This is a genomic window from Cupriavidus sp. UGS-1 (genome assembly GCF_021213615.1).
Lineage (GTDB): Bacteria > Pseudomonadota > Gammaproteobacteria > Burkholderiales > Burkholderiaceae > Cupriavidus.
Genome location: NZ_JAJQJF010000020.1, coordinates 23,576 through 39,443, shown reverse-complemented (window position 1 = coordinate 39,443; position 15,868 = coordinate 23,576). Strand labels below are relative to the sequence as shown.

14 protein-coding genes and 1 riboswitch are annotated in these 15,868 nt (G+C 69.0%); of the genes, 8 read left to right on the top strand and 6 right to left on the bottom strand.

Annotation, left to right across the window (positions count from 1 at the left end; genetic code table 11):
• Positions 1 to 29 precede the first annotated feature (29 nt).
• From LRR16_RS20995 to LRR16_RS20985, 3 genes are all read left to right on the top strand, one after another.
• On the top strand, positions 30 to 965 hold the full coding sequence (locus LRR16_RS20995; RefSeq protein WP_064575610.1) for a sugar kinase: 936 nt from the start codon (positions 30 to 32) through the stop codon (positions 963 to 965).
• A gap of 99 nt (positions 966 to 1,064) precedes the next feature.
• Complete coding sequence (locus tag LRR16_RS20990; protein ID WP_023264677.1) at positions 1,065 to 1,706, top strand: bifunctional 4-hydroxy-2-oxoglutarate aldolase/2-dehydro-3-deoxy-phosphogluconate aldolase; 642 nt, start codon at positions 1,065 to 1,067, stop codon at positions 1,704 to 1,706.
• Positions 1,707 to 1,806: 100 nt separating this feature from the next.
• Positions 1,807 to 3,549 (top strand): phospholipase D family protein, encoded by a 1,743-nt coding sequence (locus LRR16_RS20985; RefSeq protein ID WP_232207003.1) that lies wholly within the window; start codon positions 1,807 to 1,809, stop codon positions 3,547 to 3,549.
• Positions 3,550 to 3,621: 72 nt separating this feature from the next.
• Here LRR16_RS20985 and LRR16_RS20980 read toward each other — a convergent pair whose 3' ends face one another.
• The 4 genes from LRR16_RS20980 to LRR16_RS20965 form a co-directional block, all read right to left on the bottom strand.
• A complete protein-coding gene (locus LRR16_RS20980; RefSeq protein WP_006578423.1) occupies positions 3,622 to 3,753 on the bottom strand; it encodes an entericidin A/B family lipoprotein in 132 nt (43 codons plus the stop codon).
• Positions 3,754 to 3,873: 120 nt separating this feature from the next.
• The gene (locus tag LRR16_RS20975; RefSeq protein ID WP_232207002.1) at positions 3,874 to 4,380 is read right to left on the bottom strand and encodes a hypothetical protein; all 507 of its coding nucleotides are present in this window, start codon (positions 4,378 to 4,380) and stop codon (positions 3,874 to 3,876) included.
• A 19-nt stretch (positions 4,381 to 4,399) separates the two neighbouring features.
• The gene (locus LRR16_RS20970; protein WP_023264679.1) at positions 4,400 to 4,783 is read right to left on the bottom strand and encodes a DUF6152 family protein; all 384 of its coding nucleotides are present in this window, start codon (positions 4,781 to 4,783) and stop codon (positions 4,400 to 4,402) included.
• 141 nt (positions 4,784 to 4,924) lie between these two features.
• The gene (locus LRR16_RS20965) at positions 4,925 to 6,238 is read right to left on the bottom strand and encodes a hemolysin family protein (RefSeq protein WP_006577842.1); all 1,314 of its coding nucleotides are present in this window, start codon (positions 6,236 to 6,238) and stop codon (positions 4,925 to 4,927) included.
• 127 nt (positions 6,239 to 6,365) lie between these two features.
• Between LRR16_RS20965 and LRR16_RS20960 the strand changes: the two genes are divergently transcribed.
• On the top strand, positions 6,366 to 7,271 hold the full coding sequence (locus tag LRR16_RS20960) for a helix-turn-helix domain-containing protein (protein WP_232207001.1): 906 nt from the start codon (positions 6,366 to 6,368) through the stop codon (positions 7,269 to 7,271).
• On the opposite strand, the gene LRR16_RS20955 is transcribed toward LRR16_RS20960, so the two are convergent.
• Positions 7,259 to 7,795, bottom strand: coding sequence for an acyloxyacyl hydrolase (locus LRR16_RS20955; RefSeq protein WP_232207000.1), 537 nt, complete (start codon positions 7,793 to 7,795; stop codon positions 7,259 to 7,261). The genes LRR16_RS20960 and LRR16_RS20955 overlap by 13 nt on opposite strands.
• Positions 7,796 to 8,125: 330 nt before the next feature.
• Positions 8,126 to 8,316, top strand: a riboswitch (FMN riboswitch).
• A 225-nt stretch (positions 8,317 to 8,541) separates the two neighbouring features.
• Between LRR16_RS20955 and ribB the strand changes: the two genes are divergently transcribed.
• Both ribB and LRR16_RS20945 read left to right on the top strand, forming a co-directional pair.
• The gene (gene ribB / locus LRR16_RS20950) at positions 8,542 to 9,252 is read left to right on the top strand and encodes a 3,4-dihydroxy-2-butanone-4-phosphate synthase (protein WP_006577839.1); all 711 of its coding nucleotides are present in this window, start codon (positions 8,542 to 8,544) and stop codon (positions 9,250 to 9,252) included.
• 307 nt (positions 9,253 to 9,559) lie between these two features.
• Positions 9,560 to 10,198, top strand: coding sequence for a surface-adhesin E family protein (locus LRR16_RS20945; RefSeq protein ID WP_232206999.1), 639 nt, complete (start codon positions 9,560 to 9,562; stop codon positions 10,196 to 10,198).
• Positions 10,199 to 10,289: 91 nt separating this feature from the next.
• Here LRR16_RS20945 and LRR16_RS20940 read toward each other — a convergent pair whose 3' ends face one another.
• Complete coding sequence (locus LRR16_RS20940) at positions 10,290 to 10,706, bottom strand: hypothetical protein (protein ID WP_156526507.1); 417 nt, start codon at positions 10,704 to 10,706, stop codon at positions 10,290 to 10,292.
• An 846-nt stretch (positions 10,707 to 11,552) separates the two neighbouring features.
• On the opposite strand from LRR16_RS20940, the gene LRR16_RS20935 reads away from it, so the two are divergent.
• Together LRR16_RS20935 and mdoH are read left to right on the top strand one after the other, a co-directional pair.
• On the top strand, positions 11,553 to 13,010 hold the full coding sequence (locus tag LRR16_RS20935; protein ID WP_232207048.1) for a glucan biosynthesis protein G: 1,458 nt from the start codon (positions 11,553 to 11,555) through the stop codon (positions 13,008 to 13,010).
• The gene (mdoH, locus tag LRR16_RS20930) at positions 12,983 to 15,562 is read left to right on the top strand and encodes a glucans biosynthesis glucosyltransferase MdoH (protein ID WP_232206998.1); all 2,580 of its coding nucleotides are present in this window, start codon (positions 12,983 to 12,985) and stop codon (positions 15,560 to 15,562) included. The genes LRR16_RS20935 and mdoH overlap by 28 nt, the downstream gene beginning before the upstream one ends.
• Positions 15,563 to 15,868 lie beyond the last annotated feature (306 nt).

The following is a 15,868-nucleotide window of genomic DNA, read 5'->3' as shown; positions in this document are numbered from 1 at the left end:
TCTTCTTCTTCCCTATCGGCGATCGCACCATGAGCATCGATATCCTGGCCTTCGGCGAAGCGCTGGTCGAGTTCAACCAGCAGCCCGACGCGCCCGAGCGCTATCTGCAGGGCTTCGGCGGCGATACCTCGAACTTCTGCATCGCTGCCGCGCGGCAGGGCGCGCAGACCGGCTTCATCAGCGCGGTGGGCGCCGACAGCTTCGGCGAGCGGCTGCTGGCGCTGTGGACACAGGAGCGCGTCGATACCCGCCATGTCCGCACCGATCCGCGGGCGCCGACCGGCGTCTACTTCGTCAGCCACGACAACCACGGCCATCGCTTCGACTATCTGCGCGCCGGCTCGGCGGCGAGCTGCTACAGCCATGACGACCTGCCGCAGCAGGCGATCGCCGAAGCGCGCTATCTGCATCTGTCGGGCATCAGCCTGGCGATCAGCAACAGCGCCTGCGACGCCGGGCTCGCGGCGATGGAGCTGGCGCGCAAGGCCGGCGTCAAGGTCTCGCTCGATACCAATCTGCGGCTGCGGCTGTGGTCGCTGGCCCGCGCGCGCGGCATCATGCGCGAGGCGCTCGGCCTGACCGATATCTGCCTGCCGAGCTGGGACGATGTCACGGTGCTGACCGGGCTCGACGACCGCGACGCGATCGTCGACCATCTGCTCGGCTGCGGCGTCAAACTGGTCGCGCTCAAGCTGGGCGAGGAGGGCGCCTATGTGGCGACCCCCGATGCGCGCGCGCTGGTGCCCGCCTATCCGGTGCAGCCGCTCGACGCGACCGGCGCCGGCGATTGCTTCGGCGGCAGCTTCATCGCCCGGCTGGCGGCCGGCGACGATCCCTTCGAGGCGGCCCGCTATGCCAACGTGGCCGCCGCGCTGTCGACCACCGGCTATGGCGCGGTCGCGCCGATTCCGTCGGCGGACACGGTGCTGGCGCGGCTGGCCGAATCCGTCTCGGTGATCCGATGATGGCGCCGGTCCGCGCTTCGGTCCCCGTGTCGCGTCCTGCCGTGCGACGACGGACGGCGCTTTCCTTCAACCCGTACCGACTTTCTTCCCGATAACGCCATGCCCAGCCAATCTCCTTCGCTGATCGACCGCCTGGCCGGCGTGCCGGTCATCCCCGTCCTCGAATTCCACGCCGTCGACGAGGCGCTGCGCGTCTCCGAGGCGCTGGTCGCCGGCGGCCTGCCGGTGCTCGAAATCACACTGCGTACGCCGGTCGCGCTCGAGGCGATGCGCGCGGTCGCCGCCGCGTTGCCGCAGGCCATCGTCGGCGCCGGTACCGTGCTCGACGCCGCGCAGCTGCATGCGGTGCGCGATGCCGGCGCGCAGTTCGCGGTGTCGCCCGGGCTGACGCCGCGGCTTGCCGAAGGCGCGCGCGATGCCGGCATATCGCTGCTGCCCGGCGTGGCTACTGCCAGCGAGGCGATGGCCGCGCTCGAAGCCGGCTTTACCTTCCTGAAGTTCTTCCCGGCCGAGGCCGCCGGCGGCATGCCGATGCTGAAGTCGCTGAACGGGCCGCTTCCGCGGCTGCGCTTCTGCCCGACCGGAGGCATCGACGCGGCGCGTGCGCCGGGCTATCTGGCCCTGCCGAACGTCGTCTGCGTCGGCGGCTCCTGGGTCGTGCCCAAGGACGCGGTCGCCAGCGGCGACTGGGCGCGCATCCGCGCGCTGGCCGAACAAGCGGCGGCGCTGCGGCGCGGCTGAGCGCGGCCCTCTCCCTCGTCCGCGGGCTGTCGGACAAAGGCCGATTGTCCGCGCCGGTGGCGCCACCTAAGCTGACAGCATCGGGACTGATGGAGTCGGCATGACGGCGTTTGCGGTGTCGTGGGGGAAAGCGAGGCCGCGCACGGCAAGCTGGCTGCGCTGGCTTGCCGCGGTGACGCTGGCGCTCAGCGCTTCCGCCTGCGCCAGCCTGCCGCAGGATGTGCCGCGCCGGCCCTCGACCGCCTTCACCGGCTGGGCCGATACCCCGCTGGGCCAGGTCGTCGCCAGGAGTACGCCGGACCCGGCGCTGTCCGGCTTTCACCTGGTGTCGTCGGGCGAAGATGCCTACGGCACGCTGATCACGCTTGCCGACCGCGCCACCCGATCCCTGGACCTGCAGTACTACATCGTTGCCGCCGACGAATCGTCGCGCGAGATCCTGCGCCGCGTGCGCGCCGCCGCCGAGCGCGGCGTCCATGTGCGGCTGCTGGTCGACGACCTGCACAGCGACGGCAAGGACCCGGCCTTCCTGCGTTTCGCCCGCCATCCCAATATCGAGGTGCGCTACTTCAATCCGTTTCCGGCGGGACGCTTTTCCAAGCTGACGCGCTTCATCAGCGTGGCGGGCGACGCCAGGCGGGTCAACCGGCGCATGCACAACAAGGTCTTCATCGCGGACAACGCGATGGGGATGACCGGCGGCCGCAATATCGGCAACGCCTATTTCCTGCGTGCGCCCGATACCAACTTCCTCGATCTCGACGTGGTGGTGGCCGGTCCGGCGGTGCGCCGGCTGTCCGCGGGCTTCGACGAGTATTGGAACAGCCAGTACGCGTACCCGGTCGAGGCGCTGGCCAATCCGGACGAGGCGGCGCCGGGTCCGGCTGGCACGCCGCCGGGGTCGGGCGTGCAGGCCGCGGGAGCGCGCGGATCGGGTGGGCTGGGCGATTCGAAGAAGGCGGGCGGATCGGGCGGATCGGCCAGTTCCGCTTCGGCGCCGCCGGAACAGGCGCTGGTCGACGAGGCCGCGCAGCGCGAGGCCGAACAGAAGCGGCTGGAGGCGAGCGGCATGACGGCGCCGCAGAAGATCGATCCGGCCAAAAGCTTCCTTGCCCGCGAGCTCTCGCGCGGCGGCAGGCTGAACTTCGAGTGGGCCCGCGCCAGCGTGCTGGTCGACAACCCGGCCAAGGTCGAGCCCGACAAGCTGCCGGACAGCGACGATACGCTGGCCGACGAGGTCGCGCGGATGATGAAGGAGGCCCGCCAGGAGGTCATCATCATTTCGCCGTATCTGGTGCCCGGCAAACGCGGCGTCGAATGGCTCAGCGCACTGACCGCGCGCGGCGTCAAGGTGCGCGTGCTGACCAATTCGCTGGCGGCAACCGACTCGCCGATCGTCCACGTCGGCTACAAGCGCTACCGCAAGGCGCTGATTCGCTCCGGGGTCGAGCTGCACGAACTGAAGCCGCGGCTGCAGCGGCAGCAGCGCTCGGTCGGGGATTTCGGATCCTCGCAGGCCAGCCTGCACGTCAAGGCGGCGGTGGTAGACCGTCAGACGCTGTTCGTCGGCTCGATGAACTTCGATCCGCGCTCGATCACGCAGAACACCGAGACCGGCCTCATCGTGCGCAATGCCCGGCTGGCGGGGCAGGTGGCGCAGATCTTCTCGGACGCCATCGGCGTCAACAGCTGGCGGCTGCAGCTGTCGGAGGACGACGAGCTGCAATGGGTGGACGGGCAGGGCAAGCAGGCGGTGGTGCTCGACACCGAGCCGGATACCACCTGGTCGCAGCGCCTCTGGATCGACGTGCTGACGCCGTTTACGCCGGAAGAGCTGCTGTAAGCGCTGGGGCGGATGCAAGTCCGGCCAGGCCGCCGCGCAACTGGCTGGCGGCCTGCCCGCTGACTGAGCGCCTTACTTGTGGCGATCCGCCGCGCCTTCGAGCTTCTGGCCGCCGCGCTGGATGTCCTGGCCCAGGCCGGCCATCGTGTTGCAGCCGGTCAGCAGCACAGCCAGCATCACACCAAAAATCCAACCTTTTTTCACACTGCGCTCCTTTTGAGGTGTTGCGAACGGGGCGATTTTACAATCGGTGCGGCCCGCTGCGCACAGGGCAGTGTCGCTATTTGTAACGGGCAGCGCAGGGGAAGGGGGAGGCGCGGCGTCCTAGACGTAGGCGATCAGCCGGCCGGCGGCGATGACCAGCGTCCAGGTCAGCAGCGACAGCACCGCAGCGGTGCGCGCCCAGCGCGGCGGCCGGGCGCCGACATTCCAGTCGGCGGGGCCGGCGGCCCGTTGCAGGGCGCGGTACGGCCAAAGGTGGAATGCCAGCGCGTTGAGCAGCCCGAGGGCGATCAGGGCCAGCTTGAAATAGAGCGCGGGATTGGTCGCCAGCTCGTCGGCATGCGCGAGCAGCAGCAGGATGCCGCTGACCGCCACCGCGACGAAGGCCGCCATCGTCAGCGGCAGCACCTGGCGCAGCAGCGCCGTCACCGGCAGGTTGCGCCAGAGCCCGGCCAGCCGCAGGTCGACCACGGCGATGGTGCCGAACAGCAGCGCCATGCCGGCCAGGTGGACGATTTCGACCAGCGGATAGGCCCAGGCGGAAGCGCGCAGCGCGCTCGACAGCGGCAGCGCCGCCAGCGTGGCGCCCAGCTCGGTCAGCGATGCCACGGCGCCCGCTGCGGGACAGTCAGCGCAGTTCGACGGTCTGGCCGTCGAGCACGATCCGCTCGGCGCGCATCTCGTCGCCGTGTTCCTTGCTGGGGTAGCCGACGATGGTGACCTCGCGGCCGACCGCGACCTTGTCGGCGGTCGCGCCGCGCGCCTGCATCCGCGAGATCGGCGCCAGTACGGCCAGCCAGCGCTTGCCGTTGGCGTCGATCCGCACCATCGCGTGCGGGTTCTCGTATTTGACTTCGGTGAGCTTGCCGGTCAGCGTGATCGGCTTGCTGTCGTCATAGCTCGACCAGCCGTGGTGCGCGGCGGCCGGGCCGGCCAGCAGCGCGGCGAACGCGGCGGCGGTGGCAAGCGCGGCAAGCGGGCCGCGGGACATCGAGCGGAACGGGCGGGACATGGCGGTTCTCCGGCTTCTGCGTTCGTGGAGTATAGCTGCCGCTCGAGCAAGGGGCGTCGCGGCTCTCCCTCTCCCCCAATCCTTCGCCCGCAAGAGGGAGAGGGCTGGCGAGAGGGCGCGGCCGCATCGCACCCCGAACGGCTAGCCCGTCGTATCCGGCTCCGGACCTTCCTCGGCGGGCAGCGGGCTCGCCAGCACCTTGTCGATGCGCTTGCCGTCCATGTCGATGATCTCGAATTTCCAGTCGAGCCAGCTGACCGAATCGGCGATCTGCGGCAGCCGTCCCAGCAGCAGCAACAGCATGCCGGACAGCGTGTGATAGCGCTCCTTGTCTTCCTCCGGCACGCTGCGCAGGCCGATGCGGTCCTTCAGCTCGGGGATCGGGATCAGGCCGTCGAGCAGCCAGGAGCCATCCTCGCGCTGCACCGCCCATTCGTCGCCGGCGATGTCCGGCTTGAACTCGCCGGTGATCGCCTCGATCAGGTCCTGCAGCGTGACGATGCCCAGCACCTCGCCGTACTCGTCGATGACGAAGGCCATCTGTCCGCCGGACGAGCGGAAATGTTCGAGCAGCTCCATGCCGGTGACGCTTTCCGGCACATAGACCGGGGCCTGCATCACGGCGGCCAGCTCGGTGGCCTCGCCGCGCAGCTTGCGCGCCAGCAGCTGGCGCGCGCTGACCACGCCGATCACGTCGTGCATGCCGCCGCGTACCACCGGGAAGCGCGAGTGGTCCGATTCCTCGATGCGGCGCAGGTTTTCCTCCAGCGGCAGTTCGACGTCGAGGCTGACCACGTCGCCGCGCGGCACCATCAGCGAGGTCAGCTGGCGGTCGTCGAGCCGGAACACGTTGCGCACCATCGTGTGCTCGTGGCGTTCGATCACGCCGGCCTCCGAGCCCTCGACCAGCAGCGCATGGATTTCTTCCTCGGTGACCGCGGGACCGGCGCCGCTCTTGACGCCGATCAGCCGCAGCACCAGCCGGGTCGAGCCCGACAGCAGCTTGACGAACGGCGTCGAGGCGACTGCCAGCCAGGACAGCGGCCGCGCGACCGCGCGCGCCAGGGTCTCCGGCGCCAGCTGACCCAGCCGCTTGGGCACCAGCTCGCCGAGCACGATGGAAAAGTAGGTCAGTCCCGCGACGACGATCGCGGTGGCCACATAGCCCGCGGTCGGCTGCGCCATGCCCACGCCCTGCAGCCAGACGCCGAGCGGCTGCGCCAGCGCGGATTCACCGACCACGCCGTTGAGCACGCCGATCGAGGTGATGCCGATCTGCACGGTGGACAGGAAACGGGTCGGATCCTCGCCCAGCTTGACCGCCTCGATCGCGCCGCGATCGCCTTCGTCGATCAGCTTCTGCAGGCGGGCCTTGCGGGCCGAAACCAGCGCGATCTCCGACATGGCGAACACGCCGTTGAGCAGGATCAGCGCCAGCAGGATGGCTATTTCCATCAGGGTGCGCGCCCTACGCGCGCGGGTGTTGTCGAGCCGTCAAGCATAACATCGGCATGTGGCACGTCCGCCGATGATTACCTGGCAGGTTATCGCCAGGGCGCGCACCGCATGCTGTAATGCGGCCATGGACACGCTGACCCCCGCCTCCGAAACCGCTCTCGACTTTCCCGCCCTGCTGCGCTACTGGCGCGGGCGCCGCGGCTACAGCCAGCTCGCGCTGTCGCTTGCCGCCGGGGTGTCGCAGCGGCATATCAGCTTTCTCGAATCGGGCCGCGCCCGGCCCAGCCGCGAGATGATCCTGGCGCTGTCGGACCGGCTCGGCGTGCCGCTGCGCCAGCGCAACCGGCTGCTGCTGGCGGCCGGCTTCGCTCCCGCCTACAGCGAACACGCGCTGGCCGAACCGCCGCTGCAGATGGTGCGCCAGGCCATCGCGCTGATCCTCGCCAAGCAGGAGCCGTATCCCGCGGTGGTGCTGGACCGCTTCTGGAACATCAGCGATGCCAACCGCGCCTATCGGCGCATGGTCGACGCGCTGCTCGACGGCCGTGCCGCCGCGGTGCTGCCCGAAGGCCTGGGCAACGATGCGGGCGGCGGCCCGCGCATCAACCTGATGCTGACCGTGTTCGATCCGCAGGGGCTGTGGCCAATGATCGAAAACGCCCATCAGGTCGGCCGCTATCTGCTGCGGCGCGTCTGGCAGGAGTTGCAGGCGCAGGCGCACGACCGCGTCGCGCGCGAGATCTTCGCCCGCATCGCGCAATGGCATCCGGAGATGATCGGACCGGGCGGCGTGCCGCATGCCGACGACGACGGCAGCGAAGGCCCGCTGCCGCCGGTGCTGCCGGTGGTGCTGCGCGCCGACGGCTTCCAGGCCTCGCTGTTCTCGACGTTGACCACGCTGGGCAATCCGCATGACGTCACGCTGCAGGAACTGCGGATCGAATGCTTCTTCCCCGCCGACGAACCGTCGCGCCTCGCGCTCGAGGCGCTCGGGCACGACGCCGCGCCGGCTGCCGTTCAGAACCGGTAGCGCAGATAGGCGGTATGGAAGTCCGAGCCGGGGTTGGGCTTCTTGATGCCGGCATTCGAGATGTGCTGGTAGCGGTAGCCGATGGCGAAGCGCTGGTCCTTGCCGAAGGCGATGCCGACGCCCGCCATGTCGGAGAACTGGAACGCGGTCGACATCGAGTGGGTGTCCGAGGTCCGCGTCCCGCTCATCAGGCGCACGCCGATCGATGCCTCGAGAAAGGGTACCCATCGATGGCGCTGCCAGGCCAGCCGCAGCACCGGCTGCGCGCCGATCTCCCACAGGTTGCGCGGATTGGCGTCGCTGGTGCTGTCCCAGCGCGCGACATTGAGCTCCCACAGCAGGCCGAGCCGCAGGCCGGTGGGGTCGCCCCAGCCATAGCCGGAATCCCAGCCGAACGCGATATCGACCTTGCGCACGTCGGTGCGGCTGTCGGTGCCGTAGGCGATCTGCACGGTGGGATCGGCCCATGCGGCGCTGCCGGCGGCCAGCAGCGGCAGCGCGGCGAGCCAGCGCAGCGCTCGCAAGGAGCGGCGGGATGGGCGGCAAGGGCAAAGGGCAAGGGAGCGGGAAGGGCGGCGGAACAGGCGGGCAAGCGGGTCGTCGTCGAATGGCATCGTGATCGCGGCAAGAAAAAACGGGAACGGGAAACGCGGAGAGAGCGCGGAAAGCCTGCGGAGCTCGAAGGAATCCGGCGCCCGCATGACGGGCGCGGCGTCCGCGCAAGTCGTTTAGTTGTAGTACAGATCGGGCGCTTACGCCGCATCGCGTGATAACATCGCAACGCCGGCGCGAGCCTGCGCCTTCGTGAATCGGTCCACGATCCTTCGAAGGGCAAGCGCGTTTCGCCGGTTTCGTTACGTCTTCAGGGCGGGGTGAAAGTCCCCACCGGCGGTATGCCGAACGCGTTCACCGACGCGGCCGGCGAGCCCGCGAGCGCCCGCGTCGTTCCATGTCTTCGTTGTATCCCACATGGTTGCGCGCGGGGTCAGCAGACCTGGTGAGAGGCCAGGGCCGACGGTCATAGTCCGGATGAAAGAAGATGGGCGAGCAAGCATCGCTGCCGCTTCATTGCCATGTCGATGGAACGGCGCGGGCCTGCGCGGTCGCGTGCCTGTGCATGCGGCCCGCGGTTCGTCGCCTTGCCATGCGCAAGCGGACAGCGAGTGGACGATCACCCAGGTCGGCGCTTCTGGCCGGCCGTCGTGCGCGCTGCGGCTTGCGTCGCCAATCCCCTGAAACGCCCGTTGATCTTTACGCAAGGAGCGTTTCAATGCTGTCCACGCTGTCGCCTTCCCAAACCAATCTTTCCCCCGACCACGCCGCGGCCGCCGTCGGCCCTGCCGACGCCATCGTGCCGGCGCTTCCCCATGATCTGCCGACCCGCATCGAGCAGGCGCTGCAGGCCATGCGTGAGGGCCGCCCCGTGGTGCTGATGGACGACCACGACCGCGAGAACGAGGCCGACCTGATCGTCGCGGCCGAGCGGCTGACGCCGGCCAATATGGCGATGCTGATCCGCGAATGCAGCGGCATCGTCTGCCTGTGCCTGACGCGCGAGAAGGTCGCGCGGCTCGGCCTGCGGCCGATGGTCGAGAACAATCGCAGCCAGTACGGCACCGCGTTCACCGTGTCGATCGAGGCCCGCACCGGCGTCACCACCGGCGTCAGCGCGGCCGACCGGATCACGACGATCCGCGCGGCGATCGCCGACGATGCGGGGCTCGACGCGGTCGTCAGCCCCGGCCATGTGTTTCCGCTGGTGGCCGCCGACGGCGGCGTGCTGACCCGCCGCGGCCATACCGAGGGATCGGTCGAGCTGGCGCGGCTGGCCGGCCTCGCGCCGGCCGCGGTGCTGTGCGAACTGATGAATCCGGATGGCACGATGGCCCGCTACGAACAGGCGCTGGCCTTCGCCGCGCAGCACGATCTGCCGGTGCTGACGATCGCCGAGCTGGTCGCCTGGCGAGAGCAGGGGCACTGAGGCCGGCGCGGACCGAGGCCTGCATCACGGCGCAAGCTGGCGCGCAAACCGCCACGCGAACCACGGCGCAAACCAGGGCGCAAACCACGGCGCAAACCACGGCGCAAACCACGGCGCAAACCACGGCGCAAACCACGGCGCAAACATGGGGCTAATCGCAGCGAACGCCGCCGCCAGCCGGACCGTTCCGGCCGCGGTGGCGCGTCGCTGTGCGACAATGCCGGCTGTCGCGCGGCCCGGGCATCATCGCGGCCGCGCCTGCCGCCGGTCCCCGGGCCGTCCCTGTCTTGCCAACGCGCCCCGCATCATGTCGTCTCGTGCCGCCACGCCCGCACCGCGCCGCCGCGCTTTCCGCGCGAGCGCCGCGACTCTTCGCTTCCGTTCCTCCGATTCGCTTGCGCCGCTGCTGCTGGCCGCCTCGCTGACGCTGGCGCCGGCATTCGGCACCGACGCCCACGCCGACACCGCGCGCGGCAAGGTGGTGCCGGCCGCTGCGGCCGGACTCTATCAATGCCAGGGACCGAATGGCGGCACGGTGTTTCGTTCGACGCCGCGCGAGGGTTGCGTGACGCTGGCCGCGCCGGACCCGTCCGCGCCCGATCCGCAGCGCTGGCTGCCGCTGATGGGCGCCAACGGCGTGATCTCGTACCTGGACCAGCGCTCGGTGCGCCGGCAGGGCGCGCGCATCGGCGTGGTCTTGATGCGCAACGCGCCGGTCGGCGGGACCATCCATACCACGAGCGGCGAGCCGATCCAGTCGTCGCTGCGGCGGATGGTGCTGGACTGCGCCACGTCGATGTACGCGGTGGTCGAGCAGACGCTGTTTCCCCGCCGATTCGCGCGCGGCGAGCCGCTTTACACGATCCGCTCGCCGCAGCGGGCGACGCCGCGGCCGGTCTCGTCCGGCTCGCTGGCCGGCGAGGTGATGGCGCGCCTGTGCCGCTGAGCGCCGTTCAGCGGGCTCGCCGCTGAACGGCCTTTCCCATGGAAGCCGGCACGACCGTTGCCGGCTGCTCTCGTCCCCGCCGTTTCCTTCGCTATTCCTCCTCGACGGCGCGCGCCCGCCAGCGGCCGTCGGGCTGCTTGCAGAACCAGCCGGTCCAGCTTTCCTCATTGCTCGAGCGCATCAGTTCGCTGCGGATCTGGCGGCAGGGCTGGCCGCGGTCGGTCTTGCTCTGCAGTGGCGTGATCCTGGCGTAGGTGGCCGGGCGCCGCGGCGTCGCCTGGGTGCGCCACGAGACCGCGGTGCCGTCCTCGGTCGTGGTCAGTGCGCGATTGACCGCCGAGGCGAAGGCGCGTGCCTCGCTCTGCGTCATCGTGCCGACGATCGTGCTGGTCAGATAGTGGTCGACGTAAGCCCGTGCCGGTGCCGGCGCGCCCAGGCCCAGCGCGAACGCCAATGCAGTCGCCAGCCCCGGCGGCAGCGGCAGGCGGGCGGGCGCGGCATGCGGCATCGGCATCCCCTTGGCGGCGAGATCGTGTGAGCGGCGAGGGCGCGGCTGGTCGCACGCAGGTGCGCCGTCGCCCGGATCGGTCGATTGTAGTTCGCGCGGCCACCGGCCGCGGCCGTCGCATACGGGCATGCGTGTCCCGCCCCACCAAGCAAGGGTTTTGTCGGACAGCGTCCGATTGACGCGGCAATGACACGGACCTAGTTTCAATCGTCGCGCCCGCTGCGGCCCGTTCGCTTGCCGGCCTTGCCGCCGGAAGCCACGGCCGCATCCGCAACCGACCCGCGTGCCGTCCGGCGCGCATCCGATCCCGTCACTGATTCGTTTGCTCCTGTGCGCAGGACGACAGGAGCGGGCAGGCCTTGCGCCCGCCACCGTGCCGCGGGTTTGTTGCGGTGCAATTCCGGCGTCATTTGAACCATGAGGAGGATACCCGACGTTGATCAATTAAGAGACGAATAATCAACAATCGTTTCAAATTGTTGCAACCGTTGCGTGATCGAAACGTGACTTTTGGTAGGCAAATTTGTTAAGGTTTTGTCCCGCATTGCAGCAAATCCAATACCTTCCAAGCGTCACCCAAGTCACAGCCCCCGGCAAAGTCCGTCATGGGGCGGCTCAGGCGCCGGTCATCCGGCCTGGCCATCGACGAGTATCCGCGCCACTGTCCGCGGCTTCCCGAATAACCAATTGCATTACCGACTACCGCCTTTGATGACGGCATTCATGATCGACTCCGCCATTTCTCCGCCGCTTTCCGCCCGTTCGTGCCGGCCCACGTCGCCGACGCGCTCCAACGGCGTGCGGCTGGGACGCTGGCTGTGTGCCGGTGCGCTCGCCTGCTTCGCGATGGCGGCGCACGCGTTCAGCTTCGATACCGTGGCGGCGCGCGCGCGCCAGCTGGCCAATTCCCCGTACAAGGCCCCCAAGGCCCATCTGCCGACCGAGCTGCGCGAACTGTCGTACCCGCGCTATCGCGAAATCCAATACAAGCCGGAACGTTTCGTCTGGCGCAATACCAAGCTGCCGTTCGAGCTGTCGTTCTTCCACGAGGGCATGGTGTTCGACCAGCCCGTGAAGATCAACGAGGTCACCGGCAACCGCGTGCGCGAGATGCGCTTCAATCCGGCGGACTTCAACTACGGCTCGCACAAGTTCGATCCGGAGATGCTCAAGGGCCTGGGCTTTGCGGGCTTTCGTGTGCTGCATCCGGTCAACGGCAAGCACAAGGACGAGGTGGTGTCCTTCGTCGGCGCCAGCTATTTCCGCGGCGTCGGCAAGGACCAGTGGTTCGGGCTGTCGGCGCGCGGCGTCGCGGTCGATACCGCGCTCGCGTCGGGCGAGGAATTCCCGCGCTTCGTCGAGTACTGGATCGAACGTCCGGCGCCCGGCGACAAGCAGCTGACCATCTATGCGCTGATGGACTCGCGCCGCATGAGCGGCGCCTATCGCATCGTGGTCAAGCCGGGTGCCGATACCGAGACCGAGGTCAAGGCGCGGCTCTATCTGCGCGAGAACGTGACCAAGCTGGGCCTGGCGCCGCTGACCAGCATGTACCTGTTCGGCGAGAACCAGCCGCCGGTGGCGCCGGAGTTCCGTCCCGAGGTGCACGATTCCGACGGCCTGTCGATCCAGCTGGGCACCGGCGAATGGATCTGGCGTCCGCTGGTCAATCCGAAGCGCCTGCTGGTGACCTCGTTCTCGGCGACCAACCCGCAGGGCTTCGGGCTGATGCAGCGCGATCGGTCGTTCGCCAGCTACCAGGAAATCGGCGAATGGTATGAACGCCGGCCGAGCGGCTGGGTCGAACCGCGCGGTAACTGGGGTTCGGGCCGCGTCGAGCTGGTGATGATTCCGACGCCGGACGAAACCAACGACAACATCGTGGCCTACTGGGTGCCCGACAATCCGCCCAAGCCGAAGCAGCCGTTCGATCTGGAATACCGGCTGCTGTGGCAGAAGGACCGCGAGCGCATGCCGCCGCTGTCGTGGGTCACGCAGACCCGCCGCGGGCAGGGGCTGACCCGCAACAAGGAAGACACCAGCTTCTCGCTGCTGGTCGATTTCGAGGGCCCCGCATTCAAGAAGCTGGATCCCGCCACGCATATCGACGCGGTGGTATCGGCCGATGGCAACGCCGAACTGCTGCGCACGACGACGCAGCGTAACGAGGCCACCGGTGGCTGGCGCATGACGATGTTCCTGCGCCGCAAGGACGAGAACAAGCCGGTCGAGTTGCGCGGCTATCTTCGCAACGGCAACACAACCCTGTCAGAGACATGGAGCTACATCTTACCCCCAGGCTAAAGCAGCGCTCGGCCGCGGCGGCGTGCGAGCGCTATGTCGACCGCCTGCCGGTATCGCCGGAACAGCGCCGCGACCTGCTCGCCGATACCGCGCTGCATGAAGGCATCGTCATCAAGGGCGATGCCACCGGCGACGATCCCGGCGTGCGTTCGCTGCAGAAGGCGCTGGCCAATGGCGACGCCGCGGCCTCGCCCGCGGGCGCGGCCTACGGCTCGATCGAGCGGCGCCTGCAACTGGCCTATGGCGAGCCGAAGGTCGGCGGCGAACCGCTGATCGAGCGGCGCGCCGACGGCACCGTCCATGTGGCCACCGGCCCCGAGCCAAAGCGCGCGTCAATGGTGCCGCGGCCGTGGCCGCCGCACCTGGTCGCGGCCTTCGTGCGCAACGGCGTGCGCAAGCTGCTCGGCAAGCCGCCCGTTCCCGAGACGTGGGACACGCTGCACGACGGTCCCGATGCCGAGGGCAAGTGGCATCCGGCCGGCGCGCATCGCCGCTGGGTGCTGCTGTTCCTGGTGATCGTGCAGACCATGATGGCGACGTATTTCATGTCGACGGTGCTGCCGTACAAGGGCAACGACACCCTCGAGATGATCACGCTGGGCCTGTTCACCGTGCTGTTCTCGTGGGTCTCGGCCGGCTTCTGGACCGCGATGATGGGCTTCCTGGTGCTGGCCAAGGGCGGCGACCGACATCTGATCTCGCGCTCGGCCAGCGGCAACGCGCCGATCGCCGAGCAGGCCCGCACCGCGGTGATCATGCCGATCTGCAACGAGGACGTGACCCGCGTCTTCGCCGGGCTGCGCGCGACCTACGAATCGCTGGAACGCACCGGCGAGCTCGCGCACTTCGATTTCTTCGTGCTGTCCGACAGCGGCAATCCCGATCTGCGCACCGCGGAAACCGATGCGTGGATGGAGACCTGCCGCGCGGTGAACGGCTTCGGCCGCATCTTCTATCGCTGGCGCCGCCATCGCGTCAAGCGCAAGACCGGCAACGTCGCCGACTTCTGCCGCCGCTGGGGCAGCAAGTACCGCTACATGGTCGTGCTCGACGCCGACAGCGTGATGAGCGGCGATTGCCTGGCCACGCTGGTGCGGCTGATGGAGGCCAACCCGGGCGCCGGCATCATCCAGACCGCGCCGCTGGCAACCGGCCGCGAGACGATGTACGCGCGCGTGCAGCAGTTCGCCACGCGCGTCTACGGACCGCTGTTTACCGCCGGCCTGCATTACTGGCAGCTGGGCGAATCGCACTACTGGGGCCACAACGCGATCATCCGCATCAAGCCCTTCATGGAGCATTGCGCGCTGGCGCCGCTGCCGGGCAAGGGGCCGCTGGCCGGCGAGATCCTGTCGCACGATTTCGTCGAGGCCGCGCTGATGCGCCGCGCGGGCTGGGGCGTGTGGATCGCCTACGATCTGCCGGGCTCGTTCGAAGAGCTGCCGCCCAACCTGCTCGACGAGGTCAAGCGCGACCGCCGCTGGTGCCAGGGCAACCTGATGAACTTCCGGCTATGGATGAAGCAGGGCTTCCACGCGGTGCACCGCGCGGTGTTCCTGACCGGCGTGATGGCCTATCTGTCGGCGCCGCTGTGGTTCCTGTTCCTGCTGCTGTCGACCGCGATGCTGGCCAAGCATGCGCTGGTGCCGCCCGAGTATTTCTCGCAGCCGTATCAGTTCTATCCGAACTGGCCAGAGTGGCATCCGGAGAAGGCGCTGGCGTTGTTCTCGGCCACCGCGACGCTGCTGTTCCTGCCCAAGCTGTTCGGCGTGGTGCTGCTGATGAAAGAGGCGCGCCGCTACGGCGGGGCGCTGCGGCTGATGCTGTCGATGCTGATCGAGGTCGTGATCTCCGCGCTGCTGGCGCCGGTGCGCATGCTGTTCCATACGCAATTCGTGCTGGCCGCCTATATCGGCTGGGGCATCTCGTGGAAGTCGCCGCCGCGCGAGGACGCCGAGACGACCTGGGGCGAGGCGGTGCGCCGCCACGGCTTGCACACGGTGCTGGGTCTCGGCTGGGGCGCGCTGGTGTACTGGCTCGACCCGGGCTTCGTCTGGTGGCTGCTGCCGATCGTCGGCGCGCTGGCGCTGTCGATCCCGCTGTCGGTCTGGCTCTCGCGCGTCAGCCTGGGCCGTGCCACGCGCCGCGCCGGATTGTTCGTGATTCCCGAGGAAGCCGAGCCGCCGCGCGAGATCGTCGATACGCAACGCCATGTGGCCGAGGCCGGCGACACGCCCGGCTTCGTCGACGCGGTGGTCGATCCGGTCACCAACGCGCTGATGTGCGCGACCGCGACCGCGCGCGTGGTGCAGCCCGCCGGCACGCAGCGCCAGCACGCGGTGCTGGTGCAGCAGGCGCTGACCAATGGCCCGGACAATCTGAACGCCAGGCAGAAGCTGCTGCTGCTGAACGATCCGCTGGCGCTGTCGCGCCTGCACGAAGCGGTCTGGTCGTCGCCGCTGGCCGACGACGGCTGGAAGGCCACGCGTGCGCTGCTGCGCCGCGCCGCCAACGTCGTACCCCTGCGCCCGCGGGGAAGTGCGGCGGCTTGAAAGATCGGTGACTCGCGCTTGCCGATGATTCCCGGCTCCCGCTTGCGGGAGCGGGGTTGGGGGAGAGGGCAGTGCGGTCGTTATGCGACCGTGCTTGAAACCACCCCCTCTCCCCCTGAAGGAGAGAGGGAGAACCCCAACGGCGGGGTCCCGCTCCCAACGCCGATTCCGTGCTTCGCTCCTCTCTCACTGAGAGGGAGAACCCCAGCGCGGCTTCGACCGCCAATGCTGGTCCATGCTTCGCTCCCCTCTCCCGCATGCGGGAGAGGGGTTGGGGGAGAGGGCAAGGGCGGTGGTTTATGCGAC

Excerpts from the sequence above, each read along its gene's own strand:
- LRR16_RS20960 (WP_232207001.1), top strand. The coding sequence starts at position 6,366 with ATGGACACGCTGACCCCCGCCTCCGAAACCGCTCTCGACTTTCCCGCC.
- ribB (WP_006577839.1), top strand. The coding sequence starts at position 8,542 with ATGCTGTCCACGCTGTCGCCTTCCCAAACCAATCTTTCCCCCGACCAC.
- LRR16_RS20935 (WP_232207048.1), top strand. The coding sequence starts at position 11,553 with ATGGCGGCGCACGCGTTCAGCTTCGATACCGTGGCGGCGCGCGCGCGC.
- LRR16_RS20970 (WP_023264679.1), bottom strand. The coding sequence starts at position 4,783 with ATGTCCCGCCCGTTCCGCTCGATGTCCCGCGGCCCGCTTGCCGCGCTT.
- LRR16_RS20940 (WP_156526507.1), bottom strand. The coding sequence starts at position 10,706 with ATGCCGCATGCCGCGCCCGCCCGCCTGCCGCTGCCGCCGGGGCTGGCG.
- mdoH (WP_232206998.1), top strand. The coding sequence starts at position 12,983 with ATGGAGCTACATCTTACCCCCAGGCTAAAGCAGCGCTCGGCCGCGGCG.
- LRR16_RS20985 (WP_232207003.1), top strand. The coding sequence starts at position 1,807 with ATGACGGCGTTTGCGGTGTCGTGGGGGAAAGCGAGGCCGCGCACGGCA.
- LRR16_RS20965 (WP_006577842.1), bottom strand. The coding sequence starts at position 6,238 with ATGGAAATAGCCATCCTGCTGGCGCTGATCCTGCTCAACGGCGTGTTC.
- LRR16_RS20990 (WP_023264677.1), top strand. The coding sequence starts at position 1,065 with ATGCCCAGCCAATCTCCTTCGCTGATCGACCGCCTGGCCGGCGTGCCG.
- LRR16_RS20945 (WP_232206999.1), top strand. The coding sequence starts at position 9,560 with ATGTCGTCTCGTGCCGCCACGCCCGCACCGCGCCGCCGCGCTTTCCGC.
- LRR16_RS20995 (WP_064575610.1), top strand. The coding sequence starts at position 30 with ATGAGCATCGATATCCTGGCCTTCGGCGAAGCGCTGGTCGAGTTCAAC.